This is a genomic window from Methylotenera sp., assembly GCF_013141425.1.
GTDB lineage: Bacteria > Pseudomonadota > Gammaproteobacteria > Burkholderiales > Methylophilaceae > Methylotenera.
In genome coordinates this window covers 22,683-40,006 of record NZ_JABFRA010000096.1, presented here as the reverse complement: position 1 = coordinate 40,006, position 17,324 = coordinate 22,683, and the positions used below count along the sequence as shown (strand labels likewise).

General features: G+C 44.3%; 15 protein-coding genes. 2 read left to right on the top strand and 13 right to left on the bottom strand.

The annotated features are described in order from the left end of the window. Positions 1-51: 51 nt before the first annotated feature. From HOO90_RS08665 to HOO90_RS08645, 5 genes are all read right to left on the bottom strand, one after another. Complete coding sequence (locus HOO90_RS08665) at positions 52-1,323, bottom strand: FAD/NAD(P)-binding oxidoreductase (protein WP_292842110.1); 1,272 nt, start codon at positions 1,321-1,323, stop codon at positions 52-54. A 102-nt stretch (positions 1,324-1,425) separates the two neighbouring features. Continuing rightward, positions 1,426-2,820 carry a TolC family outer membrane protein gene (locus HOO90_RS08660; protein ID WP_292842108.1) on the bottom strand — a complete coding sequence of 465 codons (1,395 nt, stop codon included), beginning with the start codon at positions 2,818-2,820 and terminating at the stop codon, positions 1,426-1,428. A 13-nt stretch (positions 2,821-2,833) separates the two neighbouring features. Then, on the bottom strand, positions 2,834-3,043 hold the full coding sequence (locus HOO90_RS08655) for a DUF2892 domain-containing protein (protein ID WP_292842106.1): 210 nt from the start codon (positions 3,041-3,043) through the stop codon (positions 2,834-2,836). An 11-nt stretch (positions 3,044-3,054) separates the two neighbouring features. Further along, the gene (locus HOO90_RS08650) at positions 3,055-6,306 is read right to left on the bottom strand and encodes an efflux RND transporter permease subunit (protein WP_292842104.1); all 3,252 of its coding nucleotides are present in this window, start codon (positions 6,304-6,306) and stop codon (positions 3,055-3,057) included. Positions 6,307-6,314: 8 nt separating this feature from the next. Beyond that, positions 6,315-7,373, bottom strand: coding sequence for an efflux RND transporter periplasmic adaptor subunit (locus HOO90_RS08645; protein ID WP_292842102.1), 1,059 nt, complete (start codon positions 7,371-7,373; stop codon positions 6,315-6,317). Positions 7,374-7,514: 141 nt separating this feature from the next. Between HOO90_RS08645 and HOO90_RS08640 the strand changes: the two genes are divergently transcribed. Further along, positions 7,515-7,865: a metalloregulator ArsR/SmtB family transcription factor gene (locus tag HOO90_RS08640; protein ID WP_292842100.1), complete on the top strand. Its 351-nt coding sequence runs from the start codon at positions 7,515-7,517 to the stop codon at positions 7,863-7,865. Positions 7,866-7,878: 13 nt separating this feature from the next. Here the strand turns inward: HOO90_RS08640 and HOO90_RS08635 are convergent, their stop codons facing one another. The 6 genes from HOO90_RS08635 to murJ form a co-directional block, all read right to left on the bottom strand. Next, entirely contained in the window at positions 7,879-8,190 is a 312-nt protein-coding gene (locus HOO90_RS08635) for a DUF1905 domain-containing protein (RefSeq protein ID WP_292842098.1), read from the bottom strand. A 31-nt stretch (positions 8,191-8,221) separates the two neighbouring features. Next, the gene (locus tag HOO90_RS08630; RefSeq protein ID WP_292842096.1) at positions 8,222-8,872 is read right to left on the bottom strand and encodes a sulfite oxidase-like oxidoreductase; all 651 of its coding nucleotides are present in this window, start codon (positions 8,870-8,872) and stop codon (positions 8,222-8,224) included. Between the two features lie 26 nt (positions 8,873-8,898). Further along, on the bottom strand, positions 8,899-9,363 hold the full coding sequence (lspA, locus tag HOO90_RS08625; RefSeq protein WP_292842094.1) for a signal peptidase II: 465 nt from the start codon (positions 9,361-9,363) through the stop codon (positions 8,899-8,901). A 135-nt stretch (positions 9,364-9,498) separates the two neighbouring features. Then, the gene (gene ileS / locus HOO90_RS08620; protein WP_292842092.1) at positions 9,499-12,408 is read right to left on the bottom strand and encodes an isoleucine--tRNA ligase; all 2,910 of its coding nucleotides are present in this window, start codon (positions 12,406-12,408) and stop codon (positions 9,499-9,501) included. A 48-nt stretch (positions 12,409-12,456) separates the two neighbouring features. Continuing rightward, positions 12,457-13,353, bottom strand: a complete 897-nt coding sequence (locus HOO90_RS08615; protein ID WP_292842090.1) for a bifunctional riboflavin kinase/FAD synthetase — start codon at positions 13,351-13,353, stop codon at positions 12,457-12,459. Continuing rightward, positions 13,353-14,897, bottom strand: coding sequence for a murein biosynthesis integral membrane protein MurJ (gene murJ / locus HOO90_RS08610; RefSeq protein ID WP_292842088.1), 1,545 nt, complete (start codon positions 14,895-14,897; stop codon positions 13,353-13,355). Before murJ ends, HOO90_RS08615 begins: the two co-directional genes overlap by 1 nt. A gap of 186 nt (positions 14,898-15,083) precedes the next feature. Here murJ and rpsT point away from each other — a divergent pair, with 186 nt between their 5' ends. Further along, a complete protein-coding gene (gene rpsT, locus HOO90_RS08605) occupies positions 15,084-15,500 on the top strand; it encodes a 30S ribosomal protein S20 (RefSeq protein WP_292842086.1) in 417 nt (138 codons plus the stop codon). A gap of 78 nt (positions 15,501-15,578) precedes the next feature. On the opposite strand, the gene HOO90_RS08600 is transcribed toward rpsT, so the two are convergent. Together HOO90_RS08600 and purE are read right to left on the bottom strand one after the other, a co-directional pair. Then, complete coding sequence (locus HOO90_RS08600; RefSeq protein WP_292842084.1) at positions 15,579-16,745, bottom strand: 5-(carboxyamino)imidazole ribonucleotide synthase; 1,167 nt, start codon at positions 16,743-16,745, stop codon at positions 15,579-15,581. A 59-nt stretch (positions 16,746-16,804) separates the two neighbouring features. Beyond that, a complete protein-coding gene (purE, locus tag HOO90_RS08595) occupies positions 16,805-17,302 on the bottom strand; it encodes a 5-(carboxyamino)imidazole ribonucleotide mutase (protein WP_292842082.1) in 498 nt (165 codons plus the stop codon). Positions 17,303-17,324: the final 22 nt, after the last annotated feature.

Here is a 17,324-nt window from a genome sequence, read left to right as displayed (position 1 = left end):
ACTGAAGCAAGTTCAGTTGGATCATCATACTACCAAATCAGAGCGAAAAACTTAATCTAGTTTCTCTATCCCCATTGCTTTAAGCACGTACTTTTCATATATAGGTTCTGTACTGCCTATTTTCATTTTGTAAATGAAGTATTTTTCAAAGGCAATTTTCGCTAAATGAACCCATTTACCTTTTTTAATCCAGTTAGCATTACGGGGCGGAATTTGTGGCAATGCAACAAACGCAGCGCCTGTATCGCCCATATCTGCTAAACAAATCGCGTTCCATGTACCTTTTGCATCGGCTACTTCACCGTTCAAATCAGCCACAATATTGTGCACTAGCGCTGTCACCATAGATTCAATCATATAGCCGGTTTTTGGCGCACCTGTTGGCACTGGCGTCACTTCAACAGGCGGAATAGCAACACAGACACCTGCAGAGAAAATGTTTTTATATTTTTTACTACGCTGATGCTCGTCAATAAATACGAAACCTCTTGGGTTGCATAAGCCTTCAACGGCCGCCACCGGGTCTACACCTTTAAAAGCGGGCAACATCATGGAGAATTTGAATGGCAACTCGTGTTCTTTAATCACATTGCCGCTCATGTCATGCTCGGCGACGAACATTTTGCCTTCTTCTACTTTGGTTACTTTGGCATTAGTAATCCATTTAACATCATTGTTACGATATTCAGATTCCAGCATGCCTTTTGAATCGCCCACGCCACCTAAACCTAAATGTCCGATATATGGCTCGCTGGTGATGTATGTGATTGGCACTTTGTTGCGGATCTTTTTCTTACGCAAATCTGTATTCATAATGAAGGTGAATTCGTAAGCAGGTCCAAAGCAGCTTGCCCCTGGCATCGCGCCGATAATCACTGGACCTGGATCTTTAATGAACTCTTGGTAAGCATCCCAAGTTTTTTCTGCATGATCAACAGAACAGATTGAATGGGTGAAGCCACCGTTGGGGCCTGAACCAGGCACTTCTTCAAATGACAATTTTGGGCCAGTGGCAATCACAAGGTAATCATAGGCGAGGTTTTGACCGTCAGCTAATTGCAAAGAGTTATTCTCAGCATCAATTTTAGTCACTGGTTGCGCGATGAAATTAATGCCTTTTTTCTCTAGGTATGGGCGAATCGGGAATGTGATTTTCTCACGAGTTCGCCAGCCCACGGCAAGCCAAGGATTAGACGGCACAAACTGAAAATAATCGACCGAGTTGACTACTGTGACTTGGTGCTTATTCCCAACTTTATCTTTCAATTCATACGCTGTGGGCATTCCACCAACGCCAGCTCCCATCACTACAATATGTGCCATTTCATTTCTCCACTTTTTAATACACCATTAATTTTTCACTAGGATTAACTTCCCTATTTATTGTTATAACTACTTTTCACTTACTACTTACCTACTTAAAACTTACAACTTAAGCGTCAAAAGCGAATTCACTTCCACTAAACGCTTTTCATCTAATGAACCAGCCACTGCGGCTAGATTCAAATAGGACAAAAGCATTTGATAACGCTCACGATACAAAGCAGTTCTCGTCATAAAGTAATCTTGTTCTGCATTAAGAATATCGAGTGTGGTTCTATCGCCAGCATCTTTGCCTAGCTCAGTCGCATCCAATTTCACTTTTGATGAATGCAAGGCTTGCTCGGTTGCTTTAATTTTACTTTTACCGACAGCTACTCCAAGCCAAGCAGCGCGTGCTTGTTGACCAGCGCGTAGTCGCGATGCTTCTGTTTCATCTTTAGCCTGCGCTTCTAGTGCAACGGCTTCTGCGTATTTGGCATCGCGCATACCGCCAGTAAATAAAGGGATGGTTAATTGCAGGCCAACACTCAAACTGTGATTACTCAAATCTGAACGATTACTGCCCACAACACCACGCATTTCTTCACCACCTGCTTGCGCAACCAAGTTCACTACTGGTGAAGTTGATGATCGATGTTTATTGATTTCATCATGTGCAATGCCTTGATGAAGTTGCTGCATATGCAGATATGGGCTGTTAGTTTGTGCTAAGGCTAACCAATCATTCAGTTGCCCTGCATCTAAACTCTGAAAACTGGCCTGCTCTGCAGGGCGAGCCAATGCTTGTTCTGTAGGGCCTGTTAAATCCGCCAGCGCTGCAACTGCAAGCTGATAATTACTATCTGCTTCTAACTCTTGTGAAACTAGCGCATCATCTCTTGCCTGTGCTTCGTGCGTATCAATAATCGCCACATCACCTTCAGCAAAACGGCCCTTGGCGACTTCTAGCGCCTTCGCCACTGCCGTACGCTGCCTTTTCACTGAAGCTAAAGTATCTTCAGCCAGCAACACATCAAAGTAGGCTTTAGAAACGCGTAACATTAATTGTTGCTCTTCCGCGCTAAACTTCACATCGGCTAATTGCGCTTGCTTATTCAACTGTTGCGCCATGCTGCTGCGCTCTGCGTTATAGAGCGATTTTTCAGCATTAATATTCCAACGTAAATCTGCGCCTAAATCTGTCTGCGTTTTGAAAGCCGCGCCACCTGAACTACCAAATCCAGGTGCAGAAAATTGTGCATCACTGATTTTATTGTAAGTATTTGCACCACCAACGCCAACTGATGCGGTCACTTGTGGCTGGCTTAGTGCTTTGGCTTGGTCATTCTTCTTTTTTCCTGCTTCAGCACCTGCACGCGCAGCACTGAAGGTAGGGTCTTTTGCCTGCGCTGCATGCCACGCATCTATTAAGTCCGCTGCTTGAGCGCTGTTTGCGCTGATCATAAACAGTGCGGCGAACAGAGGGCGGAAATGATTTTTTAGAGTTAAATTCAACATTTTCAGCAACTGATTAGCAACCACCACGAACACCAATTTTGCGCAGAATATTTTCCATCAAACACCAGTTGGTAAGGCCGCTTTGAAATAGATTAACACCAATAAAAGCGGTGAAATATAACCAATACTGACTAACGAATAATGGGCTTTCTGCCACACCTAGTGCGAGTGATAATAGAATCAACAAGCCAGCAATAATACGAACGAGTTTCCATGAAGTCATACTTAATTCTCCTAAAATGATGGATGATGTGGATGTTGATGTCGATACGCCACAAAATACAGCAGTGGGATAACGATTAATGTCAGCACCGTTGATACAAAAATACCGAATATCAGTGAAATTGCGAGGCCATTAAAAATGGGGTCGTCTAGTATGAAAAATGCACCTAACATCGCCGAGAATGCCGTGAGCATAATGGGTTGAGCGCGGGTAATGGCAGAGTTCACCACAGCCTCTTTAAATGGCTTACCAGATGCAACCTCTAAGTTAATAAAGTCGACGAGTAGAATCGAGTTTCTAACGATAATACCTGCCAGCGCAATCATGCCTATCATCGAGGTTGCCGTGAATTGTGAGTCTAACAAGGCATGACCTGGCATCACTCCAATGATGGTGAGAGGAATTGGTGCCATGATGATGAGTGGTGTTAAATATGAGCCGAATTGCGCAACCACTAAAAGGTAAATCAATATCAAGCCAACGGCATAGGCCGCACCCATATCACGGAAAGTTTCATAAGTTACCTGCCATTCACCATCCCATTTCAGTGCGTAACCGCGTTGGGTATCTTCTGGTTGCGAGATAAAGGTTTCACCTAATCGACCACCTGGCACTTGGATTTCACTCACCGCATCACGCATGCCAAACATGCCGTACAGTGGGCTATCTAGCTTGCCCGCCATATCGCCTACCACGTAATTCACTGGCAATAAATCTTTGTGATAAATAGGCTGTTCACGCAAGGTATCTTCTATCGTGACCAGTTCACGTATAGGCACTAATTTTCCAGTTGATGTATTGACCGATAATTTCAGTAAATCTTCTGTATCTGCCTGTGATTCAACTGGTAATCGCAAACGTGTACCCGCTGGATACTTGCTGGCATCGTGCATATAGGTCACATCTTCGCCCGCTAAAGCTGTACGCAAAGTGCTCACGATGGCCGCTTGCGTTACCCCCAATAAGGCTGCTTTCTTTTTATCGACAACTAATTCGATTTTTTTCGCGTCGGCTATGCCGCTATCATCGGTATCTACAATACCATCTGCCTTATCAAACACCTGATGAACTTGCCTAGCAATTCTCAATCTTTCAGCGTCATCTGGGCCGTAAATTTCTGCCACTATTGGTGAAATCACAGGCGGTCCAGGTGGAACTTCAACGACCTTCACTTTAACAATTTGTCCATTTTCACTCATCTTTTGAGCAATTTTTTGTAGTGCTGGACGTACGCGGCTAGCAATCACATGGCTCTTGTCGTTTCGATGATGTTTATCCACCAAATTCACTTGAATATCACCGACTTCACCACCGCTTCTTAAATAGTATTGACGCACCAAGCCATTAAAATTGATTGGAGCAGCTAAGCCTACATAAGCTTGGTAATTGGTCACTTCTGGCACGGTTGCCAAATATGCAGTCATGGCATGTAGTACGCTGGCTGTTTTTTCTGGAGGCGTGCCTACTGGCATATCCACCACCACTTGGAATTCAGATTTATTATCAAACGGCAACATCTTCATCACCACCAATTGACCAACAGGCAGGATAAGTGAAATAACGATTAAGCCCAACACGGCAAAGCTTAATTTCCGTCTATTTTTTTTACCGTTTCTATCGTCTAAAAATGGCGCAAATAAGCGCGTGAAGATTGGTGCAATCCGCTTAGTCACAGCATCTTCATGTTGGCTGTGACGCAACCATAGTCGTGATAACCAAGGGGTCACAATGAATGCTACCGCCAGTGAAATGAGCATGCCCATGCTGGCGTTAATTGGTATCGGGCTCATATACGGGCCCATCAAACCACTGACAAATGCCATCGGCAATAACGCAGCAATCACCGCCAGTGTGGCTAAAATGGTTGGGCCACCCACTTCATCAACCGCGGTCGGGATAATCTCAGTCAAACTTAATGAGGGATTAAGCTTCATATGACGGTGAATATTTTCAACCACCACAATGGCATCATCCACCAATATCCCGATTGAGAAAATTAAGGCGAATAATGAAACGCGATTTAGCGTGAAGCCCCAAGCCCATGAGGCAAAGAGCGTCGCCATTAAAGTGAGCACGACAGCAATACCGACGATTGCCGCTTCGCGCTTACCCAATGCAAAAAACACTAAAAGTATGACCGCAGAAGTAGCAAAAATGAGCTTCTGTATGAGTTTTTGCGCTTTTTCATTAGCTGTTTCGCCATAGTTTCTGGTGATTTTAACTTCCACACCTGAAGGAATTAACACGTTCTTTAAGCTATCAATTTGCTTAATCACCGCTTCCGCCACTGCCACTGCGTTTTGGCCTGGTTTTTTAGTGATGCTAATTGTGACGGCTGGCGATTCAACATTATCCTTACCCGCTTCACCATACCAAACATAGCGCTCAGCTGGAAGCGGGCCATCATGAATATCTGCCACTTCACCCAAATACACAGGATGTCCGTCATGCAATCCAACCACTAATTGAGCAATATCTTCAGCATCGGTAAAATATTTACCTACTTCAACCGCAATAGATTGGTTGTTATTCGTGACTTCGCCAAGTGGCGCACCAAGATTGGCTGATTGCAAGGCGCGACGCATATCGGCAATCGTAATATTCGCTGCCGCCATTCTATCTGGGTCAATATCAATATTTACTGCACGGCCTGGCCCCCCAAGCGTGACCACCTCACGCGTACCTTTTACATGCTTAATTTCCGCCTCTAGCGCATGTGCTACGCGCTCAAGCTCATATGCACCATCTTGGTTGTTTTTTGCATACAATGTAGCGGTAACAATCGGCACATCATCGATACCTTTTGGCTTAACAATCGGTGTGCCAACACCTAAATTTTTAGGCAACCAGTCTTGGTTGGATTGAATTGTGTTGTACAAGCGAACCAATGCTTCAGTCCGCGGCACACCGACTTGAAACTGCACGGTAATGATCGACATGCCAGGACGTGAGACTGAAGTAACATGCTCTATATCTGCAATTTGCGACAACACCTGCTCGGCTGGAATAGAGACCATTTGCTCGACATTTTTCGCAGAAGCACCTGGAAATGGAATCAATACATTCGCCATCGTCACATTGATTTGTGGCTCTTCTTCGCGTGGCGTCACCAACACTGCAAATAGCCCTAGCAGCATGGCGACTAGGGCTATTAATGGCGTAATTTGTGCTGTTTGAAAATACTTTGCGATGCGACCTGAGATACCCAAATTGGCGCTTACTAATTTGTCATCATTTGTTGCGGTGTTGTTCTGAATAGTCACAGACATCCCTACTTCAAGTTTGCCGCCGCAATTGGGTCAAGCGCCACAACATCTCCTGCCTTGAGTCCAGCTAACACTTGTACATTGTCACCTTGCTTACGGCCTAAACGCACCTGTCTTAACTGCGGCTTACCTTGCTGACTGAGCACGTACACTGCTAGCAATTCGCTACGCTTAATAACTGCTTTTGTAGGTACTGTAATTTTGCCTTGCGCCTTAACACCAATCACAGGCAACAGCGCTCTAGCAAACATACCTGGCCTCACACTCGTTAAATGCATAGGCAGGCTTAAACGCACTGCGGACATATTGCTGACAGCATCAGCTTTGGGTAACACTGTAAGTTGAGTACTGACCAACTCACGTTCTGCATCATTCGCTGATGAAACCAACACTTTCACACTAGCGCTATAATTAAGATTTTTTAGCTGACTTTGTGGCACATTCACCGTAGCACGCAAACCCCTTGGATCATACATCACTAACAATGGCTGGCCTGGCATCGCCATATCGCCTACTTCTGCTAGTACTTCAGCGACTACACCTGCGTAGGGTGCATTAATCGTATGCAAAGCTGTTTCCACATTCGCCATACCAGCTTGCGCTAACTGCGCTTTAGTTTGTGCTTCCGCTGTTTTAAAGTCAGATTCAGCACGCTCCATCGCAGCTTGGCTGATATATTGTTTTGCATACAGTCTGCTTTTTCGTTCAAACTCCTTACGTGCTACCGATAACTGCGCTTGCGCTACCGCAACCTGCGCCTGATTTGTGGCAGCTTGCTGGTTAGCCATACGGGTATCAATATGCGCCAACAGCTGACTAGCCTTTACCACATCACCTGCTTTTACTGTGAGCAAAGTAATACTGCCTGAAACCTGAGGTGCAATAGCGCTACTTTTAACAGCTTCAATGACACCTTCAGCAGTATAAGTGGCTTCAGCTTCCGTTTGCTTAATTGTGACCGTCGCCAAAGGCGCAGCACAGGATATCGCACTATAACTAGCACCAGTAAGACCAATCATCAACACCAATAAGTACTGGTTTAATTTAACACCTTGATTTATCAAGATAACTATCCCTTAAATTTAATAAAAATCATTGACTCTTTGGCTAATATTTAATTACTATATTACCATATAGCTATATAGTCAACATATAAATTCAGTGTATAATTTCATTAATTTCTAGAACTGTAGTGAGTACTAAATATGAGTAAACTTGATGACAGAGCACTTCAACATGTGGCCAAATACTTTAAGGCACTTGCAGAACCTATGCGCCTTAAGGTGCTTAACGCGTTACAAGATGGTGAAAAAAATGTCAGCCAGTTAACAGAAATGTCTGGCGGCACACAAGCCAACATTTCAAAGCACCTTTCCCTGCTTGATCAATATGGCTTAGTTAAAAGAGAATCACGCGGCACCTGTGTGTTCTACAGCATCGCAGACCCAAGTGTTTACGCGCTTTGTGAGCTAGTGTGCGGCCAAATAGGCGCAAGGTTGAATTCTGAAGCAGATATTAGCAAGTTGTTTACTTTTACTCAGCAGTCCGCTCAATAAGTTAAATGTAAGACTAGATTCTAATTTTTAGCATCACCACTACTTCATCTTCAGCCACGATTTTTTGTTTTCGTCGCACGTCAGCTTTTACGGGCAAGATATAGGAGTCTAGGCTACTTGATGGGAAAATCGAAGTTTCCCATTCAGTTCCACCGACATTCGCCGTCACACGTATCGAACCCCAGCCACGCCTTTTGCCAAAATGGTGATCACTAAAAAACTTAATTTCTTCAGATTTATCTTGCGGCAGAGTAATAAAATGCCAAGTGCCCTTGCCCTGCCACAGCCAGCATTTACCAGTAAACGTAAAATCGATATCAATCATGCAATAGGCCTGAAAATCGCCCTACCAATTTTCACTCGTCACTGAAGCGCTGCTCTAGCCAAGGATCTGCATCATTATGATAGCCGCGCACTTCCCAGAAGCCACATCTATCATGCTCGTGCAGTTCAATAGCTTTTAACCATTTTGTGCCCTTCCAAGCGTAGCGTTTTGGCACCACCATACGTACTGGGCCGCCATGGTCTTTAGTTAAGGTCTGCCCCAACACGCTATGCGCAATCAGCACGTCGTCATCCAGCAAGGCTTCAATCGGCAGATTTGTGGTGTAGCCATCATAGCCATGCATGGTGGCGAATTTAGCGCTACTTAATGGTTTTGCCAACGCAAGTACATCACGAACACGCACGCCTTGCCAATCCATATCGAGCTGACTCCAACGCGTTACACAGTGAAAATCTGAAATATCAGTGATTTGTGGCAAGGCCTTGTAGGCAGCCCAATCTAGATTAAGCTCATTTTCAACAAAGCCAAATACCCTTAATTGCCATTCTGCCGTACCTATCCACGGCTTGATACCTAAATCTAAAATGGGGAAATTACTGACTTGTTTTTGGCCGGCAGGTACGCGAATATTGGCGTTGGGCTTACCTGCTACGCTTCCTTGCACTTTTGATTTTTGGGCTATCGCAATTTTACCTGCAATTAATTTTGTCCAATCCGGCATATTGCACCTTTACAGTGAATTTCGTTTTAATTTGGTTTTTTAAAACTATCCAACAATAGCAGGCCTACGCCTACGCAAATTGCACTATCGGCAACATTGAACGCTGGCCAATATAAGTCTTGGTAGTGAAAATTTAAAAAATCGACCACATAACCCAATGTGAGGCGATCATACAAATTACCAATCGCACCACCTAACACTAGGGCCAATCCGAAACAGAAAAGTTTCTCAGTCCGATGCTTATGCAACAAATAGCTGATTACAAAAATTGCAATTAACGAAACCCCACTAAAGAACCATTTTTGCAGGCCACCAGCCTGTGCTAAAAAACCAAAAGCAGCGCCTTCATTATGATAATGCACCAAGTCAAAAAAGCTAGTGAAGGTAAGCATTTCACCGTAAGCAAAAGCGTCTTGTATCAAATGTTTGGTGTATAAATCAAGCGCAACTACAACGGCACTAATACCGAACCATTTATAAAGTAATCCCATTGTCAAATCCCGTCATTCCCGCGCAGGCGAGAATTCAGACAATTTTCCAAAATCGTCACATTTACAAACATTCCAGCACTCCTAGCCTGACTGGATTTTTGCCTGCGCGTGAATGACGCGGTATAAATATTTTCTTTAAGCATATTTACGCACCTCACCTTTGCCAAATAAGTTGCTTACACATCGACCACAAATATGCGGATGCTCAGCATCGGAACCTACGTCAGCGCGGTAATGCCAGCAACGGTCGCATTTTTTGTGCGCACTCGCTTTAACAACAATTTTCTGTTCAGATTCATTCACGGTTTTGTAAACTTTTGCACTGGAAGTAATCATCACAAAGCGCAGGTCATCATTTAAACTTTGCAACGCATTAAAACTTCCAGCCGCCACATAAAAATCCAACTCAGCTTGCAATGATGAGCCAACCTCACCCGCTGTGCGCAACACTTCAATCTCTTTTGCAGCTTGGCCACGGGTTAAAATAATGGCTTCCCAGTCATTAATACGCTCTGCACTCAGACCATGCTCAGGCAACACATACCAAACATCCTCAAACACAGTGCTATCTGCCTCAATACCTAAAATTTGCCATATCTCATTCGCGGTAAAACTCAAAATAGGTGCGATTAAACGCAACATGCTATGCGTGATGTGATGCAGGGCGCTTTGCGCAGCACGACGCGCATGCGAGCTTTCACCTGCGGTATAGAGTCTATCTTTAAGAATATCTAAATAGAAGCCGCCCAAATCTTCGGAGCAGAAGCTCACGAATTTTTGTACGGCCAAATGAAACTCATAGCGATCATAATCCGCCAGCACTTCTGTCTGCAGCTTTTGCGTTAAATGTAGCGCGTAACGGTCTATTTCTAGCCACTCGCTCACTGGCAACAAGTCTTTTTTTTCGTCAAAATCAGCGATATTTGCCAATAGAAACTTCATGGTGTTACGAATGCGGCGATAGCTTTCCGCAACGCGTTTCAAAATCTCGTCTGAAATGGTGAGTTCACCTGAATAATCCGTAGAGGCAACCCATAAACGTAAAATATCCGCGCCGTAGGTATCCATCACCTTTTGTGGCGCAACCACGTTGCCTTTGGATTTACTCATTTTATGGCCTGAGCCATCCACCACAAAACCGTGTGTAAGCAAGGCATCGTAAGGGGCACGACCATCAATGGCACAACCCGTTAACAATGAGCTCTGAAACCAGCCACGATGCTGGTCTGAGCCTTCTAAATACAAATCTGCAGGGAATTGCAGTTCAGGTCGACGTTTAAGTACAGCCGCGTGTGTTGCACCTGAATCAAACCAAACATCTAAGGTGTAAGTCACCTTTTTATAGTCATGATTAACCGCCCTGGAAGCCGCACTGGTATTGGCTTGCAGGAATGCCGTTTCATCTAGGCTAAACCAGGCTTCAACACCACTTTTCTCAACCAACAAGGCTGCTGCTTCCAATAAATCTGCGGTTTGTGGATGCGGCTCGCCGGATTCTTTGTGCACAAAAAATGGCATTGGCACGCCCCAGTTACGCTGACGCGATACGCACCAATCTGGGCGATTTTTAATCATCGCTTCTAATCGTGCACGACCCCAAGCCGGGAAGAACTCCGTCGCATCTACCGCTTTATTGGCGTATTCGCGCAAACTAATACCAACCGCATCTTGCTCGTACATACCAATAAACCACTGGTGTGTCGCCAATTGCATCAAGGGCGTTTTATGGCGCCAGCAGTGTGGAAAGCTATGATTTAAGCGTGCACTTGCAAGCAAAGCACCACTCTCGGTCATCGCCGCTAAAATCACTTTATTGGCTTCTTGGCGACTTAAACCACGAATCGCCTCAAACTCAACCAATTCACTATTAAAGAATTTGCCGTCACCACCCATTAACACACGTGGCTTTTCATTTGGGAAGTTAGCGCGCATCACCAACCAGTCATCGTTCCCGTGCGCAGCAGCGGTATGCACTAAGCCTGTACCTGCATCAGTTGTAACGTGGTCACCACAGATGATAGGCACTTGGCGGTTATCGAATGGGTGGTTTATTAGTAAACCTTTTAACGCAAGACCTTTACAAGAACCGAGGACTCTATAATTTTCTTCGCCATATCGTTTCAACGTGCTTGCAGCAAGCTCATGGGCAAGAATTAACAGCCCTTTGCTAGTTTGAATAAAATCATAATCAAACTCTGGATGTACGCTTACAGCTTGATTCGCGGGCAATGTCCATGGCGTAGTTGTCCAAATAACAGCATATACTGGACTACCAGAAAAGAAAGACGCGCCTCTTTCATAATCTCTTAATCGACCCGCCTGAATTTGTTCACGAATATCTTGCGCTCCAGTAACGGTAAGCAAATCAAATAATTTGTTAAGCCCTTCCGACTCCACTTTAAACCCCACATCAATCGCAGGCGAGTTCACATCTTCATACTCAACTTCCGCTTCTGCCAGCGCTGAACCGCAATCCACGCACCAATGTACGGGTTTGCTACCTTGATATAAGTAGCCGTTTTTATAGATCTCACCCAAAGCACGCATGATGTCGGCCTCGGTTTTAAAATCCATGGTCAGATAAGGATTATCCCAATCTCCCAGTACACCCAAACGAATGAAGTCTTTCTTTTGTTTTTCTACTTGTTCCGCTGCATAAGCGCGGCATAATTCGCGGAATTTAGCTGGGTCAATATTTTTACCGTGATTCTTTTCAACCACTAACTCAATCGGCAAGCCGTGACAATCCCATCCTGGAACATAAGGTGCATCAAAACCACTCAGAGTTTTAGATTTAATAATAATGTCTTTTAATATTTTATTAACGGCGTGACCAATGTGAATATCGCCGTTTGCATACGGTGGGCCATCGTGCAGAATGAATTTCTTAGCGCCATTACGGGCTTTGCGAATGCGCTCATATAACTTCTTATCTTGCCATTCTTTTAGCCAGGCAGGTTCGCGTTTGGCTAAATCACCCCGCATAGGGAATGTTGTTTCAGGCAAATTTAATTTGTACTTTGAATCTTTAGCTTCTTCAGTCATAGTTTATTTCTTAAGTTAGTTACTTCTCAATATTTTATTTCTTGTATTTTATTTCTTGAAAAAAATTCTAGCTGCTTCTACATCCAGCGCAATTTGTGCTTTTAAGGCATCTAATCCATCAAACTTTGCTTCATCACGTATTTTATGCAGAAACTCGACATGTACATGCTTTCCATATAAATCAGCATTAAAATCAAGTACATGCACCTCTAATTTCAGCTTAGAAATACCGGCTATTGTTGGCCTAATGCCTAAATTTGCCACCGCGTTTAATCCATCTAAATTCACTGCATACACACCAGTTAAGGCTGGCCGCTCGTGGCGCATCAGTACATTCGCCGTAGGAAAGCCCAACTGACGACCAAGTTTGGCGCCATGTACGACTTTTCCGCTGATGCTATAGGGTCGATTTAGCAATAATCTCGCTTCATTTAAATCGCCTGAAGCCAATGCTGAGCGTACACGAGTACTCGAAACCCGTGCATTTTCTAAATCCACTTGAGACAAACTTATCAGATTAAACTTAGCCTCTAAAAAGTCTAAAATAGAGCCAGCGCGCATTGCACCGAATCTAAAATCTTCACCAACTAGAATGGCCTGCGCATTAAGTGCATCTCGTAAAATATTTTGCATAAACGCTTGTGGAGTGAGTCCAGCAAGCCGTCGATTGAAACGACAGACATAGGCGACTTCTACACCCGCTTCAGCAAAATGCTCGAGCTTTTCTCGTAAGGAACTAAGTCGCGCAGGCGCAGTTTCTGGTGAAAAAAACTCGCGCGGATGCGGCTCAAATGTCATTACAGCAGAAGTTAAACCGAGTGATTTTGCTGTTTCAGTCAGTTGTTTCAATAAGGCTTGATGACCCAGATGCATGCCATCAAAATTACCAATCGCCAACGCACACGCTTGCTGTTGCTGGTTTGGAATATGACGGAAAATTTGCATCAGCGTACCACCCTACGAATATAATCACGCGGTCTAAACCCAAGTAACATCAGTGTTGCAAAGTAAGCCCCACCTCCTAAGAGTACCAATCCGCTTAGATACAATAGTCGTTTAGATAATCCAAATTGTAGCCAAGCATTGCCATCACCCATGGCAAAATGGAGCACTATCCCCATAACGCTTAGGCCGACGGCGAGTTTTAGTAAAAAAACAAACCAGCCTGGCTGCGGCTGATAGACATTCGCCTTGCGTAAATGGTAATAAAGCAGCGAGGCATTAATACAGGCCGCTAGGCCAATCGACAAGGCCAACCCTGCGTGTCTTAAATCCAACACAAATACAAATATAAAGTTCATTAGCTGCGTCGTTATTAGGGTAAATATGGCAATTTTAACTGGTGTTTTGATGTTTTGTCGCGCATAAAACCCTGGGGCCAGTATTTTTACAAGAATCAAGCCTAACAAACCTATACTATAAGCAATAAGCGCTTGCTGCGTCATGGCTACATCGTCTGCGGTAAACTTGCCGTAATGAAATAAGGCCGTTACCAAAGGTACCGCCAAAACCGCAAGCGCAACTGCGGCAGGAGCCGCAAGTATAAAGGTCAGGCGTAAGCCCCAATCCAATAATTGCGAATATTCATTCTGTTCTTTACCTGCATAAGCTTTCGATAAGCTTGGCAATAAAATCGTCCCCAAAGCAACGCCTAAGACCCCTGTTGGAAACTCCATCAATCGATCTGCATAATAAAGCCAACTCACACTACCCGTCACTAAAAACGAGGCGAAGACTGTATTAATAATCAGCGAAATCTGCGCGACAGAAACCCCTAAAACCGCAGGCCCCATCAGCTTCAAAATACGCCAAACTCCTTCATCGTTCAGGTGAAAATCAAGTTTCGGCAAGAGTCCAATTTGCCTTAAGAATGGAATCTGAAAAATTAACTGCAAAAATCCACCAAAAAATACCGCCCAAGCCAGCACTTTAATAGGTTCAGAAAAATGCTCGGCAAAAAATAAAACCGCTGCAATCATAGAAACGTTGAGCCAGACAGGCGTAAACGCTGGAATGCCAAATTTATTGTAGGTATTCAACACCCCGCCAGCCATTGAAACTAAGGAGATAAAGAAAATATAAGGAAAAGTAATCCGCAACAACTCAACGGTTAGTTGCATTTTTTCAGGGTTTGCTCGGAAACCAGGCGCAATCAGCGTGACGATCCAAGGTGCCGCCAACATGCCAAGCAAGGTAATAGCCACTAAAAGCACGCCCATCCAAGTAGCTACGCGATTGATGAGATTATGTGTTTCATCAAAGCTACGCTGTGTTTTATATTCGCCCAAAATTGGCACAAATGCTTGGCTAAAAGCACCTTCTGCCGAAATTCTACGTAATAAATTGGGGATTTTAAACGCAACGATGAAAGCATCGCTTAACATTCCCGCACCAAACACGCGTGCAATCAGCGTATCGCGCACAAAACCCAGTATCCGTGAGACAAAGGTCATACTACCAACTTTGGCCAAGGCTTTGAGTAGATTCATAATTGAATTTGAGAAAAATTGCTTATTAACAACATATTTAGGCGATTTTAACATGCTACTTAATAACATGCGGGAATTCGCTAGGATATTTACACGATTTAAACTTGCAATATATTCATAAAATAGCTATGATTATGGGCTTCGTATTTTTAATAGCTTTTAGCACCTTTTAGGAAAGAAACATAGATGGCAAATACCGCACAAGCAAGAAAACGTGCTCGTCAAGCAGTTAAGCAGCGCGCTCACAATGCAAGCTTGCGTTCTACTTTGCGTACCGCGATTAAGAAAATTATTAAAGCTGTAGAGTCTGGCGATAAAGTCGCTGCAGTAGCTGCGTATAGCGAAAATGTTAGCGTGATTGATCGCATTGCAGATAAAAACATTATTCACAAAAACAAAGCTTCACGTCATAAAAGTCGCTTGTATGCCGCAATTAAGGCGTTGCCAGGCGATGCTGTTTTAACTGTAGCGAAAGCTGCGCCAAAAGCCAAGGCTGCACCTAAAGCCGCTGTTGCTAAAAAAGCTAAAGTTGCAGATGCCGCAGCGCCGAAGGCAAAAGCCGCACCAAAAGCCAAGGCAGCCGCAAAAGCTAAATCTGAATAATTAGATTTACACGCAACTAGAAAAAAGCCGAACTTAAGTTCGGCTTTTTTATTTTGTATTTATTTTACTCTACTCAACTCAGTTGCCAATATTCAAATCGGCGCGCGCCTGCATTGCCTGCTTAATTGCTTCATCACGGCTAACATTAATCACCGTAAAGTGTCCCATTTTTCTGCCAGGCCGGGCTTGTTGTTTGCCGTAAAGGTGCATTTTAAGTTGCGCATTAGTTAAAGCTAGTTGCCATTGCGGAGCGGCTTTATCATCTTCAGGCCAGATATCACCCAATAAATTCACCATGACTGCCGAACTATGCTGTCTTGCACTACCTAAAGGTAAGCCTGTCATCGCACGCACCTGCTGTTCAAATTGATTTGTAACACAGGCATCTATGGTGTAATGGCCAGAATTATGCGGCCTTGGTGCTATCTCATTGACCAATAACTCGCCATCACATACAAAAAACTCCACACCCATCACACCTATGTAAGATAATTTTTCAGCCACTAAAATCGCCAACTTTTGCGCTTGATGGCTAATCGCATCACGACCGCGCGCAGGCGCAATGGAAATATCTAATATGCCGTTTAAATGGCTGTTTTCTGATGTCGGGTACGTTGCCACGTTACCGTGCACATCACGTGCCAGCACAACAGAAACTTCATAATCCAGTTTCAACATTTTTTCCAACACACACTCTTCACGCTCAAACTGGGCAAAGGCCGCTTGTGCTTCATGTTGATTTTTTACTCGGGCCTGACCTTTGCCGTCGTAGCCAAATCTCGCCACTTTTAGAATCGCAGGGTAAATATCACTGCCATCTTCTGGCAAGTCTTCAACTTGATTAATAACTTCAAACGGGGCAACTGGCAAACCCGCATGTTTAAGGAAGTTTTTCTCACTTACGCGATGTTGCGCGATGGCGACACTATAAGCTCCTGGTCGCACAGGCTTGGTTTCCGCCAGAAAGGACAAGGAATCTGCTGGCACATTTTCAAACTCGGTGCTGATTGCTTCACAAGTATTGGACAGCTTTAGCAATGCAGACTTATCATCAAAAGCTGCACAAATATGCACATCTGCAATTTTTCCAGCAGGACTATTGGCGTCCGGGTCTAACACCGTAACCTTATAACCCATCTCGTGTGCCGCAATGACAAAAAAACGACCGAGCTGACCACCGCCTAACATGCCTAGCATGGCGGGTGGCAAAATGACTGGAATTGGATCTTGAAAATTGTGGCTCATATAGTTTGTATGCTAATAAATTTAGATTTTTAACGAAATTTCACGCATGGAATAAGACATTAGGGCTTATCCGTAAGCTCCATCGCTTCAACTTTAGCAGCCTGCTTGGCACGAAACTCAATTAACTTCTGTGCCAAGGCAGCGTCATGATTGGCTAATATTGATGCTGCAAATAACCCTGCGTTGGCAGCGCCCGCCTCGCCTATCGCAAAGGTTGCGACAGGAATCCCTTTGGGCATCTGCACAATAGAAAGCAGTGAATCTTGTCCTTGCAAATGTTTAGAAGGCACTGGCACACCTAGCACTGGCAACGTGGTTTTGGCTGCCACCATACCTGGTAAATGTGCCGCTCCGCCAGCACCGGCAATAATCACCTGATAGCCTTTTTTTGCGGAAGTTTCTGCAAAAGTAAACATCAAGTCGGGGGTGCGGTGCGCAGAAACTACTTCCGCCGTGTAGGCAATGCCAAAATCTGCCAACATTTGCGCAGAAGCTTTCATAATTGGCCAATCGCTATCTGAACCCATAATAATTGCCACTAAAGGTTGTTTACTCATTGATGTTTTCCTTGCCATACTT